The sequence below is a fragment of the Bifidobacterium gallicum DSM 20093 = LMG 11596 genome, assembly GCF_000741205.1.
Lineage (GTDB): Bacteria > Actinomycetota > Actinomycetes > Actinomycetales > Bifidobacteriaceae > Bifidobacterium > Bifidobacterium gallicum.
In genome coordinates this window covers 38894-64566 of the sequence record NZ_JGYW01000009.1, presented here as the reverse complement: position 1 = coordinate 64566, position 25673 = coordinate 38894, and the positions used below count along the sequence as shown (strand labels likewise).

Sequence of the window (25673 nt, the reverse complement as noted above, 5' to 3'; positions counted from 1 at the left end):
TAGGCGATCTGGGAACGCGACTGACGCGGCTGCGGAAACAAAAAGGGATGTAATCACGGGATGTTGGGCAGCTGGGTGGCAGCCGACCAATGAAATTCCTCTGCCAAAGAACAACGCGAGACGGGCGTGACTAACGTTGATAGTCTTGCAGTTTTTCTGCGGCGTCACGCAAGGGGATAGCGCGTGGCGCCGCACCACAGGCAGAGAGGAAATGACATGACCTTGCGTTCCGCACTGGGCAAGTCCGTGGCCGCGTTGGCCGCGGGCGTGATGCTTGTCTCGCTGGGCGCATGCGGCAGTTCGAATACGGCCACACAGCACAACGACATCATCAGCGTGAACGATAGCGAACCCCAACATGGCCTCGTGCCCTCCAACACGATTGAATCAGGCGGCGGCAACGTGCTGCGCATGCTGTTCGACGGACTGATCAGCGTGGACTACCAAGGCAACAGCCACATGGAAGTGGCGCAATCCATCACACCCAACAGTGACGCCTCCCAATTCACAATCAAACTCAAAGACGGATGGACGTTCACAAACGGCGAGCCAATCACAGCCGAATCGTTCGCACGCGCCTGGAGTTACTGTGCGAACGTACGCAACGGACAGCTCGGCGCAAGTTTCATGTCACTGATCAAAGGCTACGACGAACTGCAAGATCCGCACGTCGACGCGAACGCGCGACTGTCAGGCGTGCAAACCCCCGACGAACACACGCTCGTCGTGACACTGAACCAGCCCGACGCCGTGTTCCCTGCCGAACTTGGGCACGTCGCGTTCTATCCGCTACCCAGCGTGGCCTACGACGACATGACGAAATTCAGCCAGCACCCGATCGGCAACGGACCCTACACGTTCGACGAATGGAACCACAACGAAAACATCCTGCTCAAACGCAACGAGCAGTATATCGGCTCCCGGAAAGCGCAAAACGCCGGAATTGACTACCGAATTTACACGAGCATGGACTCGGCTTACGCCGACGTGATGTCGGGCAACCTCGACCTGCTCGACAACGTGCCGCAGTCCGAAATCCGCTCGTTCAAAGAGGATCCGACACTCACGTCATACTCGCAGCCCGGCTCGGCCTTCCAGTCGTTCATCATTCCCGAACGGCTCGCCCATTTCGGACTCGACAAAGAAGGAGACCTGCGCAGGCAAGCCATTTCGATGGCCATCAACCGGCCGCTGATCTGCGACAAACTGTTCAACGGCACGCGCATGCCGGCCACCGACTTCACGTCACCGCTCGTCCCCGAATACGCCAAAGAACTGCCGGGCGCGTGGGACCTGAAATACAACCCGTCCAAAGCCAAAGCGCTGTGGGCCGAGGCGAACAAAATCTCACCATGGCCTGAAACAGCCACGTTCAAAATCGCCTACAATTCGGACGGCGACCACCGTGAGTGGGTGGAAGCAGTAAGCAACGAAATTTCCAACACGCTCGGCATCGCAGCCCAAGGCGAGCCGTACGCCACGTTCTCCGACCTGCGCGACCGGATTTCCGACCGCACCATCAACACGGGTTTCCGAGCCGGCTGGACACTCGACTACCCGAGCGCAGAAAATTATTTTTCGCCTCTCTACACCACCGCTTCCGCCGACGGCAAAGGTTCCAACGATGGTGACTACAAGTCGGCCGAATTCGACGCGGCGCTCGCAGCCGCCTTGCGCCAGCCTGAGGAGCAGTTGCGGCGCAAGGACTTCGACCATGCGCAAGAGATCCTGCTGCGTGATTTGCCGGCGATTCCGTTGTGGGTGTCGAACATTTCGGCTGTGTCGGGCAAGGATATCCATAACGTGCACTTCGATTACAGCAATACGCCGACGTATCAGACGATTACGAAGAGCTGAGCGCCGAGACGCGAGCTGAGCGGACGGGTGAGCTGAGCGGGGGCTGCGGGACGGCTGCGGGCTCGGGTGGCTAGGCTGTTAGCCGAGTTGCTCAAGTTCGCGCGTCAACTGGGCCTTTTTGGTGAACAGTGCGTTGCGTTTGTCGGTCGTCTTGGCGCGCGCATGGTCGGCAGTGACCTTGGCCAGCTCGGCTTGCAATTGCGTTTTGCGACGCAAGCGCAACAGGTCGGCATGCAGATTGTCTGTAGTGTCTTGGCCCAGCATGATCTGCGCGCACAGATTGTCCCACAACTGCGCCATCGTCTCGCCCTGCGGCGCGAGCTGCAGCGGATCTTCCACGGGCATCCAGTCGGTGGCGAACACCTCATAGGTCGGCGTGTGACCCGCATGCGCCGAAAATCCGCGGCGCACGGCGTAGCTCACGTATTCGCCGGGGGCGAGGGGTTCCGGGGATGCGGTGGGGTCGGATGCGGCTGAGGCGGCTGGCGCGGGGGAGTCGGTGTCGACTTCGCGGACGCAGGCGAACACGATGCCGCCTTTGCGTTGGGATGCGATGAGCTCAATGACGCCATCGGGGATGTGGTCGATGTCTGCTGCGAGCTTCAAGCCCAATACGAGCACTTCTGGCACATGGGGGACTGGTTGCGTATTGGCGGTGCGGTCGGTCAATATGCCGAGCAGATGGATGGATGCCACATGCTGGGCGAGCTGCTGGTAGACGCGTTTGGGCAGCTCCGCCGGATTCTTGCCAGCGAACATGGCCTTGGGCAGCCGGCCCTTCTGCTCAGGCGCCGCCGCTGCGGCAGGCAGCCCCAAATCCGTAATCGTCAGCGAACCGCATGTGCTGAACTCCTGAGTCATGGATCCCTCCTCATGTGCTGTGCTGCAGTGCCGCTGTGCTGCTGTGCTGCAATGGTACAAAACGTGGCGCGCTCAAGGTGTACCGCGTTCGTACCACCGTGGTACAAAACTGATACGGATTGCTCCAATATGTAGCGCGTTTGTACCACCGTGGTACGAACACAATACGGATTTTCGCCAGAATGTGTCGCGTTTGTACCACCGTGGTACAAACACGATACAAAAGCGTCAAAATCCGTATCGCCGTTGTACCACCGTGGTACAAAGACAGTACGAATCCGCCTATCATATAGCGCGTTCGTACCACCGTGGTACAAACACGATACGTTTTCTGCGCGTGTTTACTCCCAATTGCTTTGCTTGCTGACTTGATCTGGACGATGAAGCCGCATACATAGCAGGAGCCGTTATTGCAAGCAGTTCGTTCAGGTGCACAGAAGCCGAAAACAGACAAGAGGCCATTTCGTCGTGTGTGATGAACATGGCCTCTTGCCGTTGGTGCCCCAGATCGGATTCGAACCGACGACACCCGCTTTAGGAGAGCGGTGCTCTATCCACTGAGCTACCAGGGCAACAGAGACCGATTATACCATGCTGCACGGTGCTTGCGGCAGCATGTCGTTAGGAATCCACGCATATATGAGCGCGGGCGCGTGAACAGGTGGCGCCATAGGTGGGCTGGGGTGATGCAGGTGACCTGAGTATGCTGGACGCTTGCATTCTTGTGTGGCGCACAGCGTTGCACACGAATGCCGGTGAGTACGCATAACGGATTGGAACGGTGGTTGATGAAACATCATGCGATTGCACGCATGCTTTCCGGTGTGCTGACATTGATCGCCGCTGTAGCGTGCGTGTTGCGGTTGCTGCCTGAAGACATGCAAGCGTATCTCGGTATCGCGGTCGTATTGGCCTATTCTCCATGGGTGGCCGTCATCGCGATTATCGGCTGCGTGCTCGCCTGCATCGGACGACGATGGGTCGTGGCATTCGCGGCTATCGTATGCATCGCGGCGCAAGTGTATTGGCAAACGCCATTCTTCCACAGCAATGACTCGCAAGCATTGTCGCAAAAGGCCCGTGATGCCGTAGCCCAACCGTTGCGTAACACGCAAGACGCCGTGATGCGTGTGATGACACTCGACGCCAACGATGGCCATGCCGATGCCACGGCAATTGTGGACACCGTACGCGACCAGCACGTGGAATTGTTGGCATTGCAACATACCACGCCAGCATTGGTTGACGCACTCAACACAGCCGGCATTGACCATGAACTGCCATACTCAATCCACGCCGCCAGCCGCAATGGGTCAGGCAGCGGTATCTGGGCAGCAGCCCCGCTCTCGATACCAGCGGATTCACAAATCAACAGCACCTCATCCAAAATGCCGGCAGGTACCGTACAAGCCTGCGACCGGCAGTTGCGCTTCGTATCCGTCACCACAGAGCCGATGACATGGAGCGACTGGCAACATATGCAAGCATGGCATGATTCGCTGATGCAACTGGCCGCATTGCGCACGAACACCGACCATCAATTCGTGCTACTCGGCGACTTCAACGCCACCAACGACCACGGCGCATTCCGGGAAATCCTCGGCACACGGTTCCACGATGCAGCCATCGTCTCCGGCCACGGATTCGCATTCACGTGGCCAGCTAATATACGCGTGATACCAGCCTTGAACGCGCCCGACCACATCCTTGTGGAAGAAGGAGTGCGCGTCGGGCAAGTGCAAACCGTACGCATCCCACAAGCCAGCCACAAAGCGCTGCTCGCCACCCTGGACTGTTCCAACATGGTCCAAGCGCAGTAATCTGATGCGCGTCAAACCAGCATCATGCCACTAGCAACCTGCCTCTTGGCGGCATGAGCATCGCGCATGGTCACACAGCATTGTGGCCATGCGCAAGATCAATGCCTTACCCATGGCCACAACGATTCAATGATTCAGCGATTCAGCAATGCAATGATTCAATGATGGTTCACCAACGTGGGGCGCAATGCCGATGTACCGGCTCTTCATGACCGTTACTGAACAGACACGGACACGAAGAGCCAACCCGATACCCAATTACCCTTATTCAAGATTGGACTGCGTACCAGCCATTTGCGCAGTTTGCGCTTGACGCTGCTGCGCCGCATCAAGCTTGGCACGCACCTGACCCAGCAACGTTTGCGCACGCTCAGCCAACGCCTCACCAATCTCCCACTGACGCATAGACTGCTCAAGACTCAAACCACCCGTCTCAAGCGCCTGCACAGCCTGAATCAGCTGATCACGAGCCTGCTCATACGTCATCGCCGCAATATCAGCACGCTCCTGTTCAGTCAAACTCGAAGCCACTTGAGGCTCCTCGGCGCCAGCCGTCTCAGCGACAGGCTCAGCCGTAGCTTCCACTTCAATCTCCACAGTTTCTTTCTTGGCAGACATCATCAATTCCTTTCCTCAGTAACAACGGTTTGCGCTTGAGCGACGACAGCACCGCGCTTGAGTGTAATCGTCAATTCATCACCCTGCGTGACATGGCTAGCGCTATCAACAACATGGCCATCGGCCGTCATCACCACGGCATAACCGCGGTCAAGCGTGGATTGCGGGCTCAGCGCTCGCAACGTGGCTTCATTGCGTTCCACGACGAGCTGTTCCTCATCGGCCAGACGCGTCAATGCAATGCGCATGCGCCGCGTGGCTTCATCGAGGAAGCGCTCATGGGGTTCGAGAATGGTTTGTGGACGCGTCAGGCTGGGCCGGTTTACATAGCCTTCAACCAGACGTGTTTCATTGTCAAGTCGGGCCGTAAGGCGCATCGTCATTTGGGCCATGGCCGAGCTGACCAGTTGCGTCTGCTCGCGCACATCCGGTACGACGCGTTTGGCGGCATCGGTGGGTGTCGATGCGCGCAAATCGGCTGCCAAATCGATGAGCGTCCAATCGTCTTCGTGGCCGATGGCGCTGACAATAGGCGTTACGCATTCCGCTGTGGCACGCACTACGCCTTCATCGGAAAAACCGATCAGGTCTTCGAAGCTGCCGCCGCCACGCGCCACAATGATCACGTCGACTTCCGGATCGGCATCAAGCTGACGGATGGCGTCAATGACTTCGGGTGGGCATTGGGCTCCCTGCACATGCGTATGCACAATGTGGAAATTCACAGTGGGCCAGCGAAGGTTCACATTCGTGATCACATCGCCCTCGGCGCGAGCTTGAGGCGCGCAAATCAAGCCGATCGTGCGCGGGAACTCGGGCAACGCGACTTTGCGATCTTGGTCGAACAGACCTTCGCCCTTGAGTTTGCGGCGCAGTTCTTCAATGCGTTCCTTGAGGTCGCCTGCGCCGATGCGCCGAATGTCGTCGCCGCGCAAGCTCAGGCGGGTTTGTTTGACCCACAAATCAGCTTTGCCGTGGATGACCACACGGTCGCCTTGTTTGAAGTTGCGCGCCATTTGCGCGAACATGCCAAACCCGTTGACCGACAGTGACACATCCTGTGTGCTGTCGCGCAACGTGATGTACACCGATGACGCGCGGCGTGTATTGATTTCAATGATCTGGCCTTCGACCCATACGGCGGGCCAGCGTTCCACAGCAGTGTGGTACTTCTGGCTCAGCAGGCTCACGGGCCACGGATTCTCGGCCGTGGTGTCGCGGGCTAGGGCGGGAGGTTCTTGGACGGCGGCGGCCGGAGCTTCAGGCGTACCGGCAAACGGCTGCCCGAAGCCCTGTGCTGCGCCTGCAGTCGGGTTCATTCCATAGGCGGTGTTCCAACTCATACTGCCTAGAATCCATCAACAAATGGACTTCATGCAACAGCGTGCTCCGGAGTGTCGCACAACAGTTCGGCGTGTCGACAAGGGGGTTATCGCATATCTCAATCATTGAGCCAGACACACCGCATCTCATGGACTTGGGCGGCAGGCGAACAGCATGCTGAGTAAGATAAATCACACCGATGTAATTTTGGCGGAAAGATGCCAAAAACCACCATATCTAGTCATTAGGGCGGCGTGGTGAACTAGATATAGGGGTTGGGGAAGAGGTAGAGTGCTGACTGTTCGCAAGGCTGTGAGGAGCTTTACGGGCATCACCGACTCGGGTTGCAACGCCCGCAGAAAGGAATCAGGAATGGATACTCAGACGCTGAACGCACCCACGATTTCGAAGGTCCAGGCATCTTCGAAAGTGCTCGTTGAGAAGCGCGATGGTCGTATCGTCGACTTCGACCCCATCAACATCGTCGTTGCGGTCAAGTCGGCTTTTGATGATTTGGACAAGGAGGTCGGCCCCCAGGAGGAGGGCATGATCCGCGATATCGCCAAGCAGGTCGAAGGTGAAATCAAGGCACGTTACAACGGTCCTGCAAAGATTGAAGATATCCAGAACCTTGTTGAGCACGCGCTCATTGAGGATCATCTCTATGACGTGGCCCGCACCTACACGAATTACCGTCTGAACAAAGACATTGAGCGTGCCAAGGCTACCGATATCAACGAAGCCGTGAAGCGTCTCGTGAACAAGGACGAGTCGCTGGTGCGCGAGAACGCCAACAAGGATTCGAATGTGTATGCCACGCAGCGTGATTTGCTGGCCGGCGCCGTGTCGAAGGCTTCGGCTTTCGCAATGCTGCCCGATTCTGTGGCCAACGCCCATCTCAAGGGTGACATCCATTTCCATGACGCTGACTATTCGCCGTTTACCGCGATGAGCAACTGCTCGCTGCCTGATTTTGGTGACATGCTGCGTCACGGTTTTGCACTGGGCAACGCGATGATGGACTCGCCGAAGTCCATTGGTACGGCGGCCACGCAGATTACGCAGATCATCAAGGATATTGCAGGCGCCCAGTACGGTGGTCAGACGGTCAATCGTGCTGATGAAATGCTTGAAGAATATGCCAAGCGTGACTATGCGAAGAACCTCAACATGGCCCAGGCCATGATTCCTGATTCCACTCCTATTGAGGTTGCGCAAGCCATGGTGCAGGGTCTCAAGCAGCAGGAGCCCGAATGGCTGCATTTCGAGAACCGCGAGCCGCTGCCCGAAGATACTCCGTTTGATGAGAACCTTTCTGAACTGGACCAGTTGCGTGAGGTCTACGCCAAGATTATGACGCGCAAGGCCATTTACGATGCCATGCAGACGATGGAATACCAGATCAACTCGAACCGCGTGTCCAACGGCCAAACCCCGTTCGTGACGGTGGGCCTTGGCTTGGGTACTTCGTGGTTTGCTCGCGAGATTCAGCGTGCGATTCTGCTCAACCGCATTCGCGGTTTGGGCAAGGACCGCCACACGGCCATTTTCCCCAAGCTGGTGTTCACGATCAAGCATGGTGTGAATGCCGATCCTGAGGATCCCAACTACGATTTGAAGCAGCTGGCTCTCGAATGCTCTACGAAGCGCATGTACCCGGATGTAGTGTTCTACGACAACATCGTGAAGATCACGGGTTCGTTCAAAGCTCCGATGGGCTGCCGTTCGTTCCTGCAGGGTTGGATTGACCCCGAAACAGGCGAAGATGTTGAAGACGGTCGCATGAATCTGGGTGTTGTCACGGTCAATGTGCCACGTATCGCGTTGGAATCGCATGGCAACGTTGACCGCTTCTGGAAGCTGTTCGAAGAGCGCATGGACATTGCGCACCAGGCGTTGCAGTTCCGCATCATGCGTTGCAAGCAGGCGACGCCGCTCAACGCTCCGACGCTGTTCCGTTATGGTGCGTTCGGCCGTTTGGAAGCGAATGATACTGTTGACCAGCTCTTCCGCAACGAGCGTGCCACTGTGTCGCTCGGTTATATCGGTTTGTATGAGACCACGGCCATGTTCTTTGGCAAGGATTGGATGCGTGATCACGGCTGGGATCCGCAGGGCAAGGAGTTCGCGCTTTCAATCGTGCGTCGTATGAACGAGCTGTGCAAGCAGTGGTGCAAGGAAGAGGGCTACCACTATTCGGTGTACTCCACGCCCGCCGAATCACTGACCGATCGTTTCAACCGCATGGACCGCGAGAAGTTTGGTGAGGTTGAGGGCGTGACCGACCACGACTTCTACACGAACTCGTTCCATTACCCCGTATGGCTGCAACCCACCCCCATGGAGAAGCTCGATTATGAGAAGGACTTCCCATACTTGGCTTCGGGCGGTTTCATCAACTACTGCGAATTCCCATGCCTGCAGGCCAACCCGAAGGCCCTGGAAGCAGTGTGGGATTACGCCTACAACATTGGCATCGGCTACTTGGGCACGAATACGCCAATTGATCACTGCTTCGTCTGCGGTTTCGAAGGCGACTTTGAACCTACTGAAGAAGGGTTCAAGTGCCCCGAGTGCGGCAACAGCGATCCTGACCTGTGCAACGTGACGAAGCGCACGTGCGGTTACCTGGGCAACCCGGTGCAGCGTCCGATGGTGCATGGCCGCCATGAAGAGATTGCGCATCGCGTCAAGCACATGGCTGGTGAGACCGGTCGCGTGACGTTGAGCAACGGCACCTCGCGCGAATGGTTCGAGGAAACCAAGTAACCCCACGCTCGTCGCATTGACACTCTACAGGCCCGGTGAGCGCTTCGGCGCCACGGGCCTTTGTCATGGGTTCGCTATCGTATAGAAACCCGTACCATCCACGAATTGCACGCATTAACTACCAAGGAACTCCATGCCAACCCATGATTTTGCCGCTTCAGAAACCAGCCGCGGACCGTTCATCCCCACCAGGCTGGCAAACAACCCGCGTGCTGGGCAGTGGACCAACCGTATGAGCCACAACATGGTGGCTGACTATAAGCGGTTCTTGATGACTGACGGTGAAGGTATCCGCGTTTCCTTGTATGTGTCTGGCTGCCCGTTCCACTGTGAGGGCTGCTATAACGCTTCGATTTGGGATTTCCAGGCTGGTCACGAATACAACGACAAGCTTGAGGCGCAGATCATGGACGATCTCGCTCAACCGTTTGTGCAGGGCATCACATTCCTGGGCGGCGAACCGTTACTGAATACGGGTGTGCTGCTGCCGCTGGCCCGCAAGATTCGCGAGCGTTTCGATCACACCAAAGATATTTGGTGTTGGACCGGTTACACGTGGGAAGAACTCATGCGCGAAGGGGAGACACAGGACAAGCTCGACCTGCTGCATGAGATTGACATTCTGGTCGATGGCCGTTATATCAAGTCCGAGCATGATTCGCTGCTACAGTTCCGAGGCTCCCGCAATCAGCGCATCCTCGACGTTGCCGCCTCGTTCGAGCAAGACACACCCGTCATCTGGCCCAAACTGCACGACCAAGAGCGTTTTATCCCCGAAATCTACGGCAAAGAACGCTCCGCCGGCGAAGGCGACGCCAGCTGATTGCTGCTTGCTGAATATAAGTGCGCCTATATATGTTTGATGTTTGATGTTTGATGAAGCGTATTGCGATGCAAAATAGATTCCTGCTTTACACAATGCATCATATTGTGCTGTTTTGTAGAACTCCATCATCATCCGTGCCACATTGGCGGAACCGTATGCAGTGTTCGTGCGTTGACATCCTCGCGACGTAGCGTATGGCAATAATTAAGGGTGGCGTTCACAGGGTCTGGTGAGCGCCACTCTTTTTGGTGGGGTGTCAGGTTTGTCGAAAGGCTCGGTCTGTGATTGCCGACGTCACTGCGCTTTGGCGGCTTGTTGGTCGATCCAGTCGTTGACGGCTTTGATGATTTCGTCGAGCGTGACTTTGGCGGCTTTGTAGAGGCGTGAATCTTTCACGCCTGACTCGTTGACGAGCTGCTCGGCCGTGTCCAGCGCAGCCTGCAGGCCGTCGGAAAATCGTTGCGCGGCTGCCGAATCCTCATAGGAGCTGCGCAGTCGTTCCAGCAACGACCGTCCCTGCTCAATCGACTCAGACAACTGCTGCTTGTCGCGGTTTACTTGGCTCTCGTTATTCTCGTTATTTTCATTGTTTCCGCTGTTGCCACTATCGCTATTGGAATCCTTCGATTGGTCCGAACCGTTCGTATTGGAATCAGAACCATTCGCATTTCCCGACAGTCCGAGCCAGTCCAGCAATCCCTCAGCAGTGGAATCGGAGATTGGCTTCTTCATTGTTGCCAACGATGATTGCAATGAATCGGTGGCGCTATCCAATGTGTCGGCGACCAGGTTGAGCTGCGTAATCGTGGCATTCGTGGCACACCCTTGCTGATCCACTGTGCCTTCGGCTGCGTTGGCGGCTTTGGCTGCCGCATCAAGAATCTCATCCACACCAAGTACTTGCTGGATCAACTGCTGAAGTTTGGGGGTCTGGTCCATCGTGTCGAGCAACTGCTTGCGTTGCTCGCTGAACGCGGCCACGGAAGCGCGGCAACGGTTCAACGCTTTCGTATGGTTGTTCGCATATACGAATCCACCAATGCCGCCAAGGATCAGTGCACACACGGCCACAATGCTCACGACCACAGGCCAACGTTTGCGCGGCTGTGCAGCTCGCGAAGAAGAAGTCCCATCGGCATGCGCTGCAGCCGCGGGAGTGGGCGCAATAGCCGGAGGCAATGGTTGTGCGGGGTCCGAGGGTTGCGAGAACGAGTCGAACTCAGTGATGTCAATGCGTGTGGTGGGCATCTCCTGACCATCGTCATGCGAGTTGCCGAATTCTTCATGGTTGCTCATCATTGCCCCCTATTTGCGTATATGGTGTCAACCGTCGTAAATATGCCTATCCTAGCGCAACGTTTTAGGAAGAAGTGGCTGTTGCGGGCTACCTCTTCTTGCTTCTTCTTGTCTTTTCCTATCCCTTCCTTGCTCCGTTGCGACTGGCTTTGTTTTCGTTTGTTCGACGATTCCAAGGCCGGTTGCACTCCCTCGCCTTGCGGCGGGGAGGCTCCAAGACTCACGAAACAGCCATGAGGCTGTTCTGCTTGGTTCGCGTTTCAACGGGTCCTGCGTTGCCAGCCTGCTGTGGGCTGGTCGTCTTACGGTTCCTCCGCGCGCGTTTAGCGTCTCCCACGGCACTCGGGGCGACGTAGTGTTCAAGATTGACGGCGGCGTTCCAGTCACGGTCCACGCCCTCACGGGCGTAGTCGCATGACAGGTTGTCGCAGACAAACACGCGGTCCGCGAGGGACAGTTTGGCTTTCACCGTCCCGCACCTGCTGCATGTTTTCGAGGATGGGTACCAGCGGTCGGCCACGATGAGCGTAGCCCCGCTGTTGAGGCATTTGTAGGCGAGCTGGCGTCGGAACTCTCCGAACGCGGCATCGGAGATGGCCTTGGCGAGATGGCGGTTGCGTTTCATGCCCGCCACGTTCAGGTCCTCGATGACGATGGTGTCATACGTTGTGGCAATCATCGTCGTCGCATGGTTGATGGCGTCCTGCCGCTGTGCGGCTGTCTTCGCTTGGGCTTTCTGCACAGCGAGCAGCGCTTTCTTCCAGCGGTTCGACCCCTGCACGCGGCGGGAGAGCCGTTTGCTGGCCTTGCGCAGCTTGCGTTCGTTGCGCTTGTAGTGTTTCGGGTTGTCGATGACGGTGCCGTCCGAGCAGGTGGCGAGGGTCTTGATGCCAAGGTCGATGCCGACCGTCCCGCCGTCAGTCTTCTTCGCAACCACGGGGTCGGGGTATTCGACAGTCAGCGACGCATACCATGCTCCCGCACAGTACGAGACGGTCATGCGCAACACCCTGCCGTCGCCGACGCGCTTCTCCATGTCCTCGAAGCAGTGGACGCGGCCAATCCTCGGCAGCTTCAGCGCCTTCGGGTCGCCCTTGATAAGCCCGAAGCTGCCGGTGGTGTACGCGAACTTCATGTGCCTGGAACGTGTCCGGTACTTCGGGAACCCTACCTTGCGGCCCTTGCGCTTGCCGTTTTTCGAGTCCGCCCAGTTCTTCAACGCATTGGCGAGGCATTCAACGCCATACGAGTACGCTTCCTTCGAGTTCCCGGCCGACCACGGCGCAACCTCCGGCTTCCACGAGTTCCAGACGCGCCGCAGTTGCGCCTTCGACCAGACGAACCAGCCGACACGGCCCGCGATGGCCGCTTTGACCATGCCGAGCATGAAATTGTAGGCGAACCGCGCCGCACCCGCATGCGACAGCAACATCCGCTCCTGACTTGGCGTAGGGTCGAGCCTGACCTTGATTCCCTTAAGCATCATGCGCCGCCTTCAACGCGGCCTGCGCCTTGTGTTTCGCGGCACGACGCCCGTACAGGCGCGCACAGAACGAGGTCAGCGCTTCAGTCATGTCGCGCACCAAGTCGTCGTCCAGTTCCGTGTCGTCCACGACGATGACGCGACGCCCCTGCGCCTTCAACGCGGATTCGACCAGTCCGGCGTTCATGCGGGCGAGCCGGTCACGATGCTCCACGATTATCGTGCCAACGGTCGGGTCGGCCAGCAAGCGGTTGAGCTTGCGCCGCTTGTCATTCATCCCCGACCCGGTTTCCATGACCACTTCGGGATGTTCAACGCCCATGCCGATGGCGAACGCCTTGAGACGGTCGGCCTGACGCTGCAAATCCGCCTTCTGGTCGGCGCACGATACCCGCGCATAGCACACCGTCCGCAACGACCCCGAATCCACGGGAACCCTCGAGGCGGTTTCGTATTTCGGGTCGTAAATCATGTACGCGCCGGACGGGGAACGCTCCACCGTCACACGGTCCGGCATCGTGCCCTCGCGACACCACTTCCACACCGTCTGCGGGTTGAAATGCTCCAACCCCGCCCAATCACGTACTTTCATGCAACATATGATAGCATAAGAAAACAGTAGAAAACAAATCAGGAAGTCAGCTGGTTGCAACCCCTTCTGTCCTTCCCCGTTCCTTCCCATCCCTCAATGACTCGTAGCAAATACGTCTGCCCTCATCTCCAGTGGAGACTCGGGAATCACGTGTATTGCATCTTGTGTCGATCGTCATAAATTGTTCAGATGCTCTACAAAAGCTAGCGGAGCACAGTGAGCAATGGCAGAGTTCTGGAAAGCTGTTGCGTCTCGGGTCACAATCGCATCACAGCGCAATGATTCTGCCAGAGCGCGTACGAGACCATCTTCAAAGTCGGATTCATTACTGACAGCCGCTGTGCGCGCATAGGCAACGAGTAGTGGTTGCGCATCAAATAAATCAAGCAACTCGGCGACGGTCTGTCGCGCAAAACTCTCTCCGTATCGTTTCGCGAGAATGTAATAAGTGTCTTTCAGTGAGGACACGGCGATCATCATTTCAACATCACTGTTCACGCAGGTGCGCAGCAGCTCCATGCATTCGTCATGAATATGTCTTACCTGAAGCCAGTGCTGAAATACCGTGAACATTGGTCTGCAATACGCAGGTGCGACTCCTGTATGCAAGGAATCGGGGCACCTGCGATGGGTAGAAGCGTTATTCAGTCATATTGACCAAACAACTTCACAATCAGTGGTTGGCCTTCCAGGTCTCGAACAGCTTCTCCTGGTGGTCCAGCAGGCTCTTCAGAGCTTCGGTCGGCTCGCCCTTGCCTTCGAGGTCAAGGTCGGCAACGGTTGCGGTGAATGGATCAATGTCCTTGAAGTCGCCCGTGCGCTGGTCCTCTTCAACAATCTGCGAGGTGAACGCCGTGATCTGCTTGTTGTCGTCGAACGACGGAGTCAGAGCGATCGGGGTCTGAGGAATGTCGATCTCGGTGGTGGTGGCAGTGCCCTGGGCAACGTTCTCTTCAGGTTCGCTGAACGTGTCGGTGCCGAACAGGATGTGGTATTCCAGACCGTTCGGGTAGTGGATGATGTCTTCACTGATGCCATAACGCTTGAAGAACTCGGCGTGAGCGGCATCAATGTCGGCCTGCACCGTGTCGTTGCTGTTCGGGCCATCAACGTGATCCATGCGCTCGTTGAAATCGGCCTGCTTGACGAAGAATGCCAGCAGTGTGCGGAAGTTCTCGTAATCAGTTGCAGTTGGTGTTGCGAATGCCATGTCTGCCAATCCTTTCCTGCGTCGCATCGAGCGGCGTTGCCGGCTGGATGCCGGTTCAATCATGTCCTAGGGCCCGGTAGATTGCCGAACCTGTTGATTACGAGTCAAATCCGCGATGTTCAAAGTGTGCTGAAAGCCCGCCCAAAGAACCATGCATCGAGGGTATTTGTCCAATTGCGCACAGCTCTCACGAGGGTATCGACGCGGGAATAATCCCTACTGCCTCATGGCGTTTGACGAGGAACGCCCGGTTGGGGGAATCCTGACCATGTTCACGACATTCGCTGACGGCGCACCCTGCATAGCATCGTGTCAGAGCACCGGTCCCAGTCCTCGCAGCCCACTTCGCCTGCATCCCAGATCTTCCACCCCTTACGGCGCATAAAAACATCCCACAAGAGGGGAGACTTGTGGGATGTTGTGTACCGGTGTTCCAGATCGCCGGCAGCGCCCTGCGGCGCCTTACTCGAAAAAACGCTTTGATTTAGCGGATATGGCTCGGTTCAGGCCTGCAGCTCGCGCACGGTGGCCAGCAGCTCTTCCTGATGGTCGAACAGTTCTTTGAGCGCTGCGTCCGGCTCACCCTCGGCGTCAAGCTTGAGGTCATGCACGGTGGCGTAACGCGACGTGGCCGGCTTATCGCCGTTTTCCGCCACAATCGTGGACTGGAAGCCCGTGATATGGCCGTTTTCAAAAGAAGGAACCAGCATGACGCGCGTATCGGCCACGTTCAGATACGTGCTTTCCGGCGTGCCGAAATGCTCGTCAGTGCCGAACGTGATGTGGTAGTTCATCTCGTTCGGATACTTCACGAGTTCGCGTTTGATGCCGTAATGCTTGAAGAATTCAGCGTTGGCCTGCTCCACTTGCAGCAGTTCCTTCGCGTCGTCGGCCGGCTGCTCCACACGACCCAGATCCGCGTTCTTGTCTGCTTGGGTGGTGAAGAACGCGAGCATCTCGCGGAAACGTCCGTAATCTTCGGTGGTGGGCTTGTCCTGTGCCATGGGGGTTCCTTTCCTTTATTTTTCTGATGCCGGCTTGTCGTGCCGGTGTTCCATGCCGCCCCCTCACATATGGCGGCGGCATACGAGTGATGTGCTGGTAGAAGCTGTTAGAAACGGTCGGCTTCGTTCAGCTGCTCTTCTTTGCGCCGTTCAATCTTGTGCTGCAAATGCAGTCGCAATAGCTGCCAGTCAAGGTCAAGCATCTGCTTGACGTGCTCGTTCGGCAGTTGTTCCATCGCGCCGTTCAAATCAAGTTGGTCCAACGTGAACGTCAATTCGTCAGGCGACGGCAATTCTTCTGTGGTTGCGAATCCGGCATCTGCTTTCAACCCGGTACGCAAGGCCGTGACGCGACGGTCTTTGCCTTCACCCGTGAAGACTGGTTCAATCACAATCCACGTGTCCCAAATGTTCATGTATGTGGAAGCTGACGTGCCGAACTTGCCGCGCAAGCTCAGATGCACGCCATAGTTGAGGTTGCCCGGATACATGAACAGGTCGGGCTGCACATCGTAATGCTTGCAAAACTCACCGTTGTCATCGGGATACACGGCGGGTTGGTCCACGTGTCCTTGTTGTTCATCGGCATCCGCCTGCTGCACAAAGAAGCGCAGCATGGCGCGAAAACGCGTGTAATCAGCTTCAGTGAATGTCACCACAGCCATAGCTTCCTTTCCTTGTTCCCGCCCAACCTCATATGAACGGGGGAGAGGGCTCGGCGGGAAGAGCGGTGCATGGCAGCCCCCCCGCTGTCATGCACCGTTGTTGGCACTATACGATTGCGAATGTTGGAATTTGCTGGAGGTTGGGTGCATGGTCCATGAATGCGCGGCATGTCAAACATCTCAAGGAAGCGCCAAATGGTTGCCATTGCTGTTATACCCTCCAACCGTGGGTCAGATGCGCGATTCGAATAGAAACAACGCATTTCGCTGCTCGCGACATGTCACCCCCATACCCTCATGTTGTGCTTCAAATAGTGACATTTATCGCCATTGCACGGTGATATAAGGTCTTGTGTTGGGCGCTATATCCAGTAAAGTGGTTCTTTCAGTACCCTGCCCGATGCGAATCGGAAGTTTGCGGGGGTGAAGAGGGAAGAGGAGTGCAGCGCGTGGTCAGCAACATGGCACAGACGACTATGTCACCGGCAGAACCAAGCGGCCAGAGTGAACAGCCGCTAGCACAGGTGCAAGTGGCAGCCGGTCAACCCAGCGCACACCCCGGCATCCGTATTGGTCTTGACATCGGTTCAACCACGGTCAAAGCCGTGGTGTTGGACGAATCCGACGCGTTGGACTCCACACTATTCAGCGATTATCGCCGCCATCATGCGAACGTGCGCGCCACGATGCAAGGATTGCTCGTGGACATTCAGCAGCGGTTGCAAGAACTCGGCAAGGGCAACGAACCCGTGCGCTTGGCAATCACTGGGTCGGGCGGTTTGGCGCTGGCTGATTCGTTGCATGTGCCGTTCGTGCAGGAAGTCATGGCTGAAACCTGTGCGATTGATGTGGAATATCCGCAAGCCGACGTGATCATTGAGCTTGGCGGTGAAGACGCAAAAATCACGTATTTGAAGCCCACGCCTGAACAGCGCATGAACGGTTCATGCGCAGGTGGCACGGGTGCGTTCATCGACCAGATGAGCACGCTGCTTGACACCGATGCGGCAGGCCTTAATGACATGGCCAAGCAATACAACACGCTCTATCCGATCGCATCCCGATGCGGTGTGTTCGCCAAAACCGATTTGCAGCCACTGATCAACGACGGCGCTGCCAAACCTGATTTGGCCGCTTCGATTTTCACGGCCGTCGCCACGCAGACCATCGCTGGCTTGGCTTCAGGACGTCCGATCCATGGCACCGTCGTGTTCCTGGGTGGCCCGTTGTTCTTCATGTCGGAACTGCGCGAAGCGTTCCACCGTGCGCTCGACGGCAAAGTGGATGAGTTCGTGACGCCGACCGACGCGCATCTGTACGTCGCCTATGGCGCCGCGCTGATTGTGGGCGACCCCGACATGCTTGAAGAAGGCCAGCATTTCGAAACGCAACCAATCGAGCAGATTATCGCCAAGCTGGACGACGTGAGCGCCCAGCCGATCAACACGCAAACGATGCCGCCACTGTTCCCCACGCCTCAGGACCGTGCGGCATTCGACGAACGGCATCATCGTGAACATGTGCATGTCAACACGCTTGAAGGTGCTACAGGTCCGCATTTCCTTGGCATTGACGCCGGCTCGACCACAATCAAAGCCACGCTCGTTAATGACGACCGTGAAATTGTCTGGTCCAGTTACGCAACCAATGACGGCTCGCCATTGACCGCGGCTGTTGACATTGTGCGCCACATCCAAAACGAACTGCCCGACACTGCTTGGATCGCACGCTCCTGCGCCACAGGCTACGGGGAAGGTCTGATCACAACCGGCTTGCATTTGGACGAAGGCGTTGTGGAAACCATGGCGCATTATCGCGGTGCTGAAATGGTCAGCCCCGGCGTCACCGCCGTCATCGACATCGGCGGACAAGACATGAAATACCTGGCCGTCAACGATGGCGTCATTGACTCGATTGCCGTCAACGAAGCCTGCTCGTCGGGCTGCGGTTCATTCCTGCAAACTTTCGCGTTATCGATGGGTTTGACGATTGAGGAATTCACGCAAGCCGCGTTGAACTCCACGCATCCCGTGGACTTGGGTTCACGCTGCACCGTGTTCATGAACTCGTCGGTCAAACAAGCGCAAAAAGAAGGCGCATCGATTGAAGACATCGCTGCAGGCCTATGCTATTCAGTCGTGCGCAACGCGCTCTACAAAGTCATCAAACTGCGCGACTCGGGCGAACTCGGCGACACGGTCGTCGTGCAAGGCGGCACGTTCCTCAACGACGCCGTGTTGCGCGCTTTCGAACTATTGACTGAACGCAACGTCACACGCCCGAACATCGCGGGCCTCATGGGTGCGTATGGTGCAGCCCTCACAGCCCGCATGCACTACGACGATGTGGCCGACGACACCGATTCGCAAGGCGTCGATCATGATGCCGTCAACGAACGCCGCATCACGATCACTGATCCGGCCACGGGTGAAGTTGTGGAACACACGGCATCAAACCTCGTGCATGGTGAAGAACTCGATACCCTGTCAATGAGTTCAGAACGTGACATTTGCAAACTGTGCCAAAACCATTGCAAACTCACAATCACGACGTTCCAGGACGGTTCACGTTACGTCACGGGCAACCGTTGCGAACGCGGCGGCGACGCCAAACGTAAGCGCAGCGACCGGCCCAACCTGTTTGATTACAAATACAAGCGCGCGTTCGCCTACCGCCGTCTGACCGACAAAAAAGCCACGCGCGGCGAAATCGGCATCCCACGCGTGCTCAATATGTACGAGAACTACCCGTTCTGGTTCACGCTGCTGACCAACCTCGGTTTCAAAGTCGTGGTGTCGGGCCGTTCCAGCCATGAACTGTTCGAAACGGGTATTGAATCCATCGCCTCCGAAAACATTTGTTATCCGGCCAAACTCGTGCACGGCCACGTCAAATGGTTGCTCAACAAAGGCATCACCACGATTTTCTACCCGTGCGTGAGCTACGAGGAACATCTCGTCGACCACGACGACAACCACTACAACTGCCCGGTTGTGGCCAATTATCCGGTCGTCATCGGCGCCAACATGCCTGAGTTGCGTGACGAGTCCGTGCGTTACATGCGCCCCTACTTCAACCTCGCCAACCATGAGCTCATGGCCCAACGTATCGTTGACGAGTTCAGCTGGGCCAACGTCACGCTCGAAGAAGCACAAGCGGCCGTCGACGCCGCTTACGCTGAAGACAAAGTGTTCAAACACGACGTGCAAATGGAAGGCTTGCGTGCGCTGGCTTACATGAAGGAACACGACTGCCGCGGCATCGTGCTGGCCGGTCGCCCCTACCACGTCGATCCGGAAGTCAACCACGGTATTCCTGAAACAATCTGCAGCCTTGGCATGGTGGTGTTGTCGGAAGACTCGATCTGCGGTCTCGACCCGTCGGACAAGCTCAATCTTTCGGCATTCCTTGCCGAAGGGGAGGCCGACCCTCGCGTCAAGGATTCCGCGGGCTTCCGCCACGTGGGTGACCGTACGCTCACGAAGATGCCACTGCGCGTCACGAACCAGTGGGCTTACCATTCGCGCTTGTACACGGCCGCCAATTTCGTGGCGTCCTACCCAGGTTTGGAAATGGTGCAACTCAACTCGTTCGGCTGCGGCCTCGACGCAATCACGACCGACCAGGTCGCTGAAATTCTCGCCGACAAGGCCGACGTTTATACACTGCTCAAGATTGACGAAGTGTCGAACCTTGGCGCCGCAAAAATTCGGTTGCGTTCGCTCAAGGCCGCTGTGGAGGAACGCGAGCGTAACGCTGGTGGTTCCAGTATGATTTCCGCACCTGCGACAGGTGGGAACGCCACCGGCGAAGTCGCCACGGAAATACAACAAGAACCGACGCAAACCGAGATGCAGTTCCGCAAGACGGGCACACAGGCTCCAACAGCCGGACGGCAAGCCATGCTCGATGCCGTGATGGGACAGCGCAAGAATGCTGCGAAACCGAAGAAACGCAACCAGGCGACGCTGTCGAACTATGCGAAGCGCGCGAAGTTTGAAAAGGGCATGAAGAAGACGCACACGATTGTGGCGCCGCAGATGAGCCCGATCCACTTCGAGTTCGTCGAGTCGGCAGTGCGCGCGAGCGGATACAAAATGGACGTGCTGCGCGTCGCCGAACATTCGGACGTGGAAACGGGACTCAAATACGTCAACAATGACGCGTGTTATCCGGCGATCATGGTCGTCGGCCAGCTAATCGCGGCCATTGAAAGCGGCAAGTACGATCCCGATACCACAGCGCTTGTGATTACACAAACGGGCGGCATGTGCCGAGCCACGAACTACTTCGGCCTGATCCGCAAGGCGCTGATCGATGCCGGGTACCCGCAGATTCCCGTGCTGGCCATCTCGACTCAAGGGTTGGAAGATAACCCGGGATTCATGCCAACCGTGCCGTTGCTGCACCGCGTGGCCAAATCACTGATTCTCGGCGACTTGCTGATGAAGTGCCTGTACCGCGTGCGGCCCTACGAGCAGACACCAGGAGCGGCCAACCGGCTGTATGAACGCTGGAACACGATCGTGCGCGAAACACTCGAGCATCACGGATACTCGGCCACGGCCAAACGCGTGTACGGCATCGGCTACCTGCCCTATGCCAAACTCGCCAAAGCAATCGTGCGCAGTTTCGACTCGCTGCCGCTCAAGGATGTGCCACGCAAGGTGCGCGTGGGCGTGGTCGGCGAGATTCTCGTCAAGTACCAGCCGGACGCCAACAACCATGTGGTCGACGTGATCGAATCGCAGGATTGTGAAGCCGTGGTGCCAGGCATCGTGGAATTCATGACGACGCGACCATATATTCGCGACTGGAATGAGGAACATCTCGGCACGGGCGGCAACCCCACGCTCTATGCGGCGATGCGCAAGGCCATCGACCTGTATATGGGGCCGATCCGCAAGGCGATTGACACGTCGAACGGCAAGTTCACGAACGATATGCCGATGGAAGAGCTCGTGCGCAAGGCGGCTGAGGTGACGTCAATCGGCGTGCAGGCCGGTGAGGGATGGCTGCTGACAGCCGAAATCCTTGAACTCATCGAATCAGGCTGCCCGAACGTGATTTGCGCGCAGCCGTTCGCATGCCTGCCCAACCATGTGACGGGACGCGGCATGTTCGGCAAAATCCGCCGTTTGCATCCGCAAGCCAACATCGTGTCGATCGATTACGATCCGGGCGCGTCGGAAGCCAACCAGCTTAACCGCATCAAGCTCATGATTGCGGCCGCGAAGAAGGCACACAAGGAGCGCGCGAGCAAGTAAACGGACAGGCAAGTAAACGGGCGCCCGGGGAGTGGTGCGCGAACCTGCAGGCTCAGTGTGATGCGGAGAGTGCGGAAGTTCGCGTAAATAATGGCGGTAGGCTGACGCAAATGCGTCAGCCTACCGGCGTAATGGGGGACTGACGTGAGTCTCCTGAGATAGGGCGTGCTCATGCGTGGTCCTGCAGATGGGACGGCTAAAGCGGAAATGGTGGATCGGAGGGGTTTCGGGCGGGCTTGTCGTTGTGGGAGTGTCCAATAATTTTGCACACGAATAGTGCAATTGTCTAACTATTGGTGCCGTCGAACGTAGTACATACGCTAGTGGGAAAATTCATGTGAAGGTGAGGAAAGGAACCAGCCATGTCACGACCTCTGCCACCGCTGCCATCGTATGCCCATATGCTTGCCAAACCCAATCCCAAACATATGGCCAGCTTGCTTGCGTTTTTTGAACGCGGCTGCACGCAGCGCGGCACGGGAGGATTCGGCGTGGAAATCGAGCATCTGCCCGTGCATAATGCCGACGATACTGCTGTGACCTACTTTGAAGAACGCGGCGTGCAAGCGCTGCTTGAACGGTTGCGGCCTTACTATGACGCAGCCAAAGAGGTGCGCACGGATGATGGGCAGCTCGTGGGGCTGGGCCGTGACCGTGTGTCCGTGACGCTCGAACCTGGCGGACAGTTGGAAACGTCAATCGGTGTGCTGAACGAGCCGGCGGAACTGACGCCGCTGTATCGTGAGTTCCGCGAAGAACTGGATCCAATTGCGGAGGAACTGGGATTCCGCATGGTCAATTACGGATATCAACCCGTGTCGCGGGCGCTTGACATTCCCGTGAACCCGAAGCCACGCTATGCGGCGATGACCGAATACCTGGGCCGTGTGGGGCAGTTCGGGCCTGCGATGATGCGCGCGTCGTCGTCCACGCAAGTCAGCCTTGACTACGTGGATGAGCGTGATTCGATTATCAAGATGCGGCTGGCCACGGCCGTGGCGCCGATTTTGTCGTGGATGTTCCGCAACTCGCCTTATTTTGAAGGCGCGGAGAACCCATGGCCGCTCATGCGCCAACGCATGTGGGATTACCTGGACTTCCAGCGCACGAACGTGTCGCCAGGATTGTATGACCCGCGTTTTGACTGGGAAACCTATGCGAACGATGTGCTGTGCACGCCGCTGATGTTTGCGGACCTGACGCATACCCCGGAAGCGGACGGGGAACTCGAATATGCGGCGTTCCACCAGAATGCGGGCGACGTGTATCCCGACCGTGAACTCAACGACTATGAGATCAACCATATTTTGTCGACGCATTTCAACGATGTGCGCTTGAAAAACTTCATTGAAATCCGCCACTGGGATTCGTTGCCGGTGGAGCGCGCTGAACGGCTCACGCAGATTGTGGGCGGCATGTTCTATGACGAGGCCAGGCGCGAACGCCTCGTGGCGCTGCTCGACGGTCTGCGTGAGGAAGATGTGTTCGAAGCCAAAGCTACGCTGCAAGCGCGCGGCGGCAATGCGCGGCCCTACGACCGCAGCCTTGACGAATGGGCGGATCTGCTCGGCGTGACCGAAGCCGGCGGCACACTGGCTGCAGTGCCGGGGGATGCGAAGTATCCGGATGTGTTCCAGAAGTGAGCGTGCGAATGGGCATGTGAATCTGTGAACGTGCGAATACCATAGGAGCAATCGTCCCGGTCGCGAGGTTGAGCGGCCGGGGCCTTTTGTGTGTATGCGATGATGCATCTCGGATGCCTGTCAGATCAATGACTTTGACCACAGGTATGGTTAGTAGCTCAAAAACTACGAACAGCAAGGGCTACGTATTGCCAAACTTCATTGGCGCATCTCGCGACAGCGTAGAGTGTGGCTTTTTGCTTACCAAAAGGTGGTAAACGAGCATGAGGTAATTTGCTTTGAAATCCTTACCTCCGCCATTGTTTTCCTGAGGTGCCTGCATATCCTTTCTGCGTGTCGGTAAAGGTGCATGGTAGTAGCTTGGAAAATGCTGGGTGAAGGTGGTGAAGTTGATGCGGAGCGAGAGTGCAGCAAGCTGGGGGAGCGTACAGATTGCCTCCAGATGCCCCCGAACAGCGGCTGTGCAATACCATTGATTGAGAAATGCTGAGAAATTGCTGAAGCTATGCGTGCGGCGCAACGACATGGTTTCTAGGTCATTCACGCCAGCGCTGTGGCATTCTAGAGGTTTTCTTTCACCGGCGGCAATTTGATGGGTCGGCAGTGTGGGTGGTGTTCGAATATGGACTCAATAACACTGTTCACTTATCCACTTCACTCGTAAGCTCACGGACCGCTATACGGCGCCCGAATACGGCAAGGTGCGGAAGTGGTCTTATTTGGAGGTCAATCATGGCAACACCAAACATTGCATTTGTGGAAAGCTCGCTGGATGGCGATTCGTTCGAGTCGAAGCTGGCTCGCAAGGCCATCGAAGCGCTCGGCGACCGCGCTGAAATCATCGAGGTGGATTACAAGGATCTGCCGCTGCTCAACGAAGATGAGAACTTCCCTGATCCCGACGCCGCTCTGGCCATCCTCGACAAGTTCAAGAACGCTGACGCCGTGTGGGTCTTCATCTCAGAATACAAGCACAACATTCCGGTTGCTGTGAAGAACCTGTTCGACTGGCTGACCACGGGTACCCGTCAGGAAGCCATCAACCAGAAGCCTGTCGCCATCACGGGCGTCGGCGGTTTCAAGGGCATCTTCGGCCGTATCCAGCTCGGCGATTTGCTCGAGGACAACGGCATGCGCGTGTTCCCGGTCGAGGTTGGTCTGTCCGTTCCTGAAGAGGCATTCAAGACGGGCGACTGGGTCTTCGACGAGGCTGATGTGGAAGCTGTGCGCATGCAGGCCACCGATTTCCTGAAGTTCATCGAGATGAACGAGCAGAAGTGAGTCTATTCTCCATGCTTCCCACTCTTCCCATTCTTACCGCGGAAGTAGCCACTCAACAAATCGCCTGAGCGCGGTTTGTTGCGTAAAGCCGCCGTTCCATGTGGAGCGGCGGCTTTCTTATGTATGTGGTCCTGCGTAGCCCTGCGTAGTCCCGCATACTCTGCCAAACCCATCAACACCCGGCCCAAAACGGGGGTATTGGTGGGTTTTCGGCGTTTCGTTGCAGTTTGCAGCCCACCGCGCAACATAATTGTTGCAACATGCAACTGTTGTATGTTGTTGTTCATAGAATGCACAACCGTTACGCGCAAGAGAGAAGGCGCACGCAGTAATGCTGCGGGTTCGCGAGTTCCATCGGATTTGCGGGTTCGTCGGCATCGCCGGATCTGCCGGTTCCGCCGGTTCCAGCAAGATCACCGGGTCCAGCAGGGTCACCGGATCCAGCAGGATCACCGGTTCCAGCAAGGTCCAACAGATACGGCGCATAACGGGATGAGGCAGCGCGGCAGCGCACACCGAATAGGGAGAGCATAGGGAGGCACCATGTGTGACACATGGCATTTGGGCATGGATATCCGCTCGTTGCACAACCTCATTGTGCGCACGCTCAATGCCATGATGCCCGACGAGGTGCAGCGCTTGAGTGCCCCGAACATTCAGCTGATCATTTATCTGCTACATAACCAGGACCATGACGTCTACCAGCACGAGCTCGACCGCGTGTTTTCAATCACGCGTTCGACCGATTCGCGCGTGCTCACGCTGATGGAAAAGAAAGGCTTCATTGAACGCCGCAGCGTCGAGCATGACGCTCGCTTGCGCAAAATCGTGCTCACTGATAAGGCCCGTGCCATCGGCGAACAACTCGAAGACAACGCGGCGCGCATGGAACAGGTGATGCTGCAAGGCTTCAACCCGGCCGACCGCAAGCGCATCCACGACGACTTGCAACGCATGAAAGACAATCTCACCAACAGCAATCTGCTGCGTGATGGCACCAGTTCAAGGCCTGCCTGCACAACCCAATCTTCTCCCGGTCCGCCGCCTCCAGATTCTTCAACACGTCCCAACACACTTGACAAACTTTCCAACGTCCAATCAACCCCCGATTCACAGAAAGGAATACGTTCATGACCGCAGCTGTCAAATCAGCACCCG

Annotated in this window: 19 protein-coding genes and 1 tRNA gene; 8 read left to right on the top strand and 12 right to left on the bottom strand. The window is 57.0% G+C overall.

Going from position 1 to position 25673, the window contains the following annotated elements:
* Positions 1–216 precede the first annotated feature (216 nt).
* A complete protein-coding gene (locus BGLCM_RS06955) occupies positions 217–1857 on the top strand; it encodes a peptide ABC transporter substrate-binding protein (RefSeq protein WP_006294533.1) in 1641 nt (546 codons plus the stop codon).
* A gap of 78 nt (positions 1858–1935) precedes the next feature.
* On the opposite strand, the gene BGLCM_RS06950 is transcribed toward BGLCM_RS06955, so the two are convergent.
* Both BGLCM_RS06950 and BGLCM_RS06945 read right to left on the bottom strand, forming a co-directional pair.
* Positions 1936–2718: a DUF4391 domain-containing protein gene (locus BGLCM_RS06950; RefSeq protein ID WP_006294534.1), complete on the bottom strand. Its 783-nt coding sequence runs from the start codon at positions 2716–2718 to the stop codon at positions 1936–1938.
* Between the two features lie 496 nt (positions 2719–3214).
* A tRNA-Arg gene (locus BGLCM_RS06945) sits at positions 3215–3290 on the bottom strand.
* Positions 3291–3506: 216 nt separating this feature from the next.
* Between BGLCM_RS06945 and BGLCM_RS06940 the strand changes: the two genes are divergently transcribed.
* Positions 3507–4538 (top strand): endonuclease/exonuclease/phosphatase family protein, encoded by a 1032-nt coding sequence (locus BGLCM_RS06940; protein ID WP_044085210.1) that lies wholly within the window; start codon positions 3507–3509, stop codon positions 4536–4538.
* A gap of 264 nt (positions 4539–4802) precedes the next feature.
* Here the strand turns inward: BGLCM_RS06940 and BGLCM_RS06935 are convergent, their stop codons facing one another.
* The gene (locus BGLCM_RS06935; RefSeq protein WP_006294538.1) at positions 4803–5159 is read right to left on the bottom strand and encodes an exodeoxyribonuclease VII small subunit; all 357 of its coding nucleotides are present in this window, start codon (positions 5157–5159) and stop codon (positions 4803–4805) included.
* Positions 5159–6499 carry an exodeoxyribonuclease VII large subunit gene (gene xseA, locus BGLCM_RS06930; RefSeq protein ID WP_006294539.1) on the bottom strand — a complete coding sequence of 447 codons (1341 nt, stop codon included), beginning with the start codon at positions 6497–6499 and terminating at the stop codon, positions 5159–5161. The genes BGLCM_RS06935 and xseA overlap by 1 nt, the downstream gene beginning before the upstream one ends.
* Before the next feature lie 352 nt (positions 6500–6851).
* On the opposite strand from xseA, the gene nrdD reads away from it, so the two are divergent.
* Positions 6852–9248: an anaerobic ribonucleoside-triphosphate reductase gene (gene nrdD, locus BGLCM_RS06925; protein WP_006294541.1), complete on the top strand. Its 2397-nt coding sequence runs from the start codon at positions 6852–6854 to the stop codon at positions 9246–9248.
* Positions 9249–9381: 133 nt separating this feature from the next.
* Entirely contained in the window at positions 9382–10071 is a 690-nt protein-coding gene (gene nrdG, locus BGLCM_RS06920; protein ID WP_081450372.1) for an anaerobic ribonucleoside-triphosphate reductase activating protein, read from the top strand.
* Positions 10072–10368: 297 nt separating this feature from the next.
* Here the strand turns inward: nrdG and BGLCM_RS06915 are convergent, their stop codons facing one another.
* The 7 genes from BGLCM_RS06915 to BGLCM_RS06885 all read right to left on the bottom strand — a co-directional run bounded on the left by BGLCM_RS06915 (position 10369) and on the right by BGLCM_RS06885 (position 16324).
* The gene (locus BGLCM_RS06915; protein WP_006294544.1) at positions 10369–11373 is read right to left on the bottom strand and encodes a hypothetical protein; all 1005 of its coding nucleotides are present in this window, start codon (positions 11371–11373) and stop codon (positions 10369–10371) included.
* Between the two features lie 217 nt (positions 11374–11590).
* Positions 11591–12856, bottom strand: a complete 1266-nt coding sequence (gene tnpB, locus BGLCM_RS06910) for an IS607 family element RNA-guided endonuclease TnpB (protein WP_006294546.1) — start codon at positions 12854–12856, stop codon at positions 11591–11593.
* The gene (locus tag BGLCM_RS06905) at positions 12846–13445 is read right to left on the bottom strand and encodes an IS607 family transposase (RefSeq protein ID WP_044085208.1); all 600 of its coding nucleotides are present in this window, start codon (positions 13443–13445) and stop codon (positions 12846–12848) included. Before BGLCM_RS06905 ends, tnpB begins: the two co-directional genes overlap by 11 nt.
* A 174-nt stretch (positions 13446–13619) precedes the next feature.
* A complete protein-coding gene (locus BGLCM_RS06900; RefSeq protein ID WP_006294548.1) occupies positions 13620–14018 on the bottom strand; it encodes a PIN domain-containing protein in 399 nt (132 codons plus the stop codon).
* Positions 14019–14118: 100 nt separating this feature from the next.
* On the bottom strand, positions 14119–14655 hold the full coding sequence (locus BGLCM_RS06895) for a hypothetical protein (protein ID WP_044085207.1): 537 nt from the start codon (positions 14653–14655) through the stop codon (positions 14119–14121).
* A gap of 503 nt (positions 14656–15158) precedes the next feature.
* Positions 15159–15659 (bottom strand): hypothetical protein, encoded by a 501-nt coding sequence (locus BGLCM_RS06890; RefSeq protein WP_006294550.1) that lies wholly within the window; start codon positions 15657–15659, stop codon positions 15159–15161.
* A gap of 107 nt (positions 15660–15766) precedes the next feature.
* Positions 15767–16324 (bottom strand): hypothetical protein, encoded by a 558-nt coding sequence (locus BGLCM_RS06885; RefSeq protein WP_006294551.1) that lies wholly within the window; start codon positions 16322–16324, stop codon positions 15767–15769.
* A 524-nt stretch (positions 16325–16848) separates the two neighbouring features.
* On the opposite strand from BGLCM_RS06885, the gene BGLCM_RS06880 reads away from it, so the two are divergent.
* A complete protein-coding gene (locus BGLCM_RS06880) occupies positions 16849–21591 on the top strand; it encodes an acyl-CoA dehydratase activase-related protein (RefSeq protein WP_044085231.1) in 4743 nt (1580 codons plus the stop codon).
* A 362-nt stretch (positions 21592–21953) separates the two neighbouring features.
* Positions 21954–23234: a glutamate-cysteine ligase family protein gene (locus BGLCM_RS06875; RefSeq protein ID WP_044085206.1), complete on the top strand. Its 1281-nt coding sequence runs from the start codon at positions 21954–21956 to the stop codon at positions 23232–23234.
* A gap of 181 nt (positions 23235–23415) precedes the next feature.
* On the opposite strand, the gene BGLCM_RS06870 is transcribed toward BGLCM_RS06875, so the two are convergent.
* On the bottom strand, positions 23416–23778 hold the full coding sequence (locus tag BGLCM_RS06870) for a hypothetical protein (protein WP_044085205.1): 363 nt from the start codon (positions 23776–23778) through the stop codon (positions 23416–23418).
* A gap of 188 nt (positions 23779–23966) precedes the next feature.
* Between BGLCM_RS06870 and BGLCM_RS06865 the strand changes: the two genes are divergently transcribed.
* Together BGLCM_RS06865 and BGLCM_RS06860 are read left to right on the top strand one after the other, a co-directional pair.
* Positions 23967–24515 (top strand): NADPH-dependent FMN reductase, encoded by a 549-nt coding sequence (locus tag BGLCM_RS06865; protein WP_006294556.1) that lies wholly within the window; start codon positions 23967–23969, stop codon positions 24513–24515.
* A 543-nt stretch (positions 24516–25058) separates the two neighbouring features.
* Positions 25059–25649, top strand: a complete 591-nt coding sequence (locus BGLCM_RS06860; RefSeq protein ID WP_052295088.1) for a MarR family winged helix-turn-helix transcriptional regulator — start codon at positions 25059–25061, stop codon at positions 25647–25649.
* Positions 25650–25673: the final 24 nt, after the last annotated feature.

Coding starts and splice junctions, on each gene's coding strand:
- xseA (WP_006294539.1), bottom strand. CDS start 6,499: ATGAGTTGGAACACCGCCTATGGAATGAACCCGACTGCAGGCGCAGCA.
- BGLCM_RS06950 (WP_006294534.1), bottom strand. CDS start 2,718: ATGACTCAGGAGTTCAGCACATGCGGTTCGCTGACGATTACGGATTTG.
- nrdG (WP_081450372.1), top strand. CDS start 9,382: ATGCCAACCCATGATTTTGCCGCTTCAGAAACCAGCCGCGGACCGTTC.
- BGLCM_RS06940 (WP_044085210.1), top strand. CDS start 3,507: ATGAAACATCATGCGATTGCACGCATGCTTTCCGGTGTGCTGACATTG.
- BGLCM_RS06905 (WP_044085208.1), bottom strand. CDS start 13,445: ATGAAAGTACGTGATTGGGCGGGGTTGGAGCATTTCAACCCGCAGACG.
- BGLCM_RS06875 (WP_044085206.1), top strand. CDS start 21,954: ATGTCACGACCTCTGCCACCGCTGCCATCGTATGCCCATATGCTTGCC.
- BGLCM_RS06865 (WP_006294556.1), top strand. CDS start 23,967: ATGGCAACACCAAACATTGCATTTGTGGAAAGCTCGCTGGATGGCGAT.
- BGLCM_RS06860 (WP_052295088.1), top strand. CDS start 25,059: ATGTGTGACACATGGCATTTGGGCATGGATATCCGCTCGTTGCACAAC.
- BGLCM_RS06955 (WP_006294533.1), top strand. CDS start 217: ATGACCTTGCGTTCCGCACTGGGCAAGTCCGTGGCCGCGTTGGCCGCG.
- BGLCM_RS06900 (WP_006294548.1), bottom strand. CDS start 14,018: ATGTTCACGGTATTTCAGCACTGGCTTCAGGTAAGACATATTCATGAC.
- BGLCM_RS06895 (WP_044085207.1), bottom strand. CDS start 14,655: ATGGCATTCGCAACACCAACTGCAACTGATTACGAGAACTTCCGCACA.
- BGLCM_RS06890 (WP_006294550.1), bottom strand. CDS start 15,659: ATGGCACAGGACAAGCCCACCACCGAAGATTACGGACGTTTCCGCGAG.
- BGLCM_RS06885 (WP_006294551.1), bottom strand. CDS start 16,324: ATGGCTGTGGTGACATTCACTGAAGCTGATTACACGCGTTTTCGCGCC.
- tnpB (WP_006294546.1), bottom strand. CDS start 12,856: ATGATGCTTAAGGGAATCAAGGTCAGGCTCGACCCTACGCCAAGTCAG.
- BGLCM_RS06935 (WP_006294538.1), bottom strand. CDS start 5,159: ATGATGTCTGCCAAGAAAGAAACTGTGGAGATTGAAGTGGAAGCTACG.
- BGLCM_RS06915 (WP_006294544.1), bottom strand. CDS start 11,373: ATGATGAGCAACCATGAAGAATTCGGCAACTCGCATGACGATGGTCAG.
- nrdD (WP_006294541.1), top strand. CDS start 6,852: ATGGATACTCAGACGCTGAACGCACCCACGATTTCGAAGGTCCAGGCA.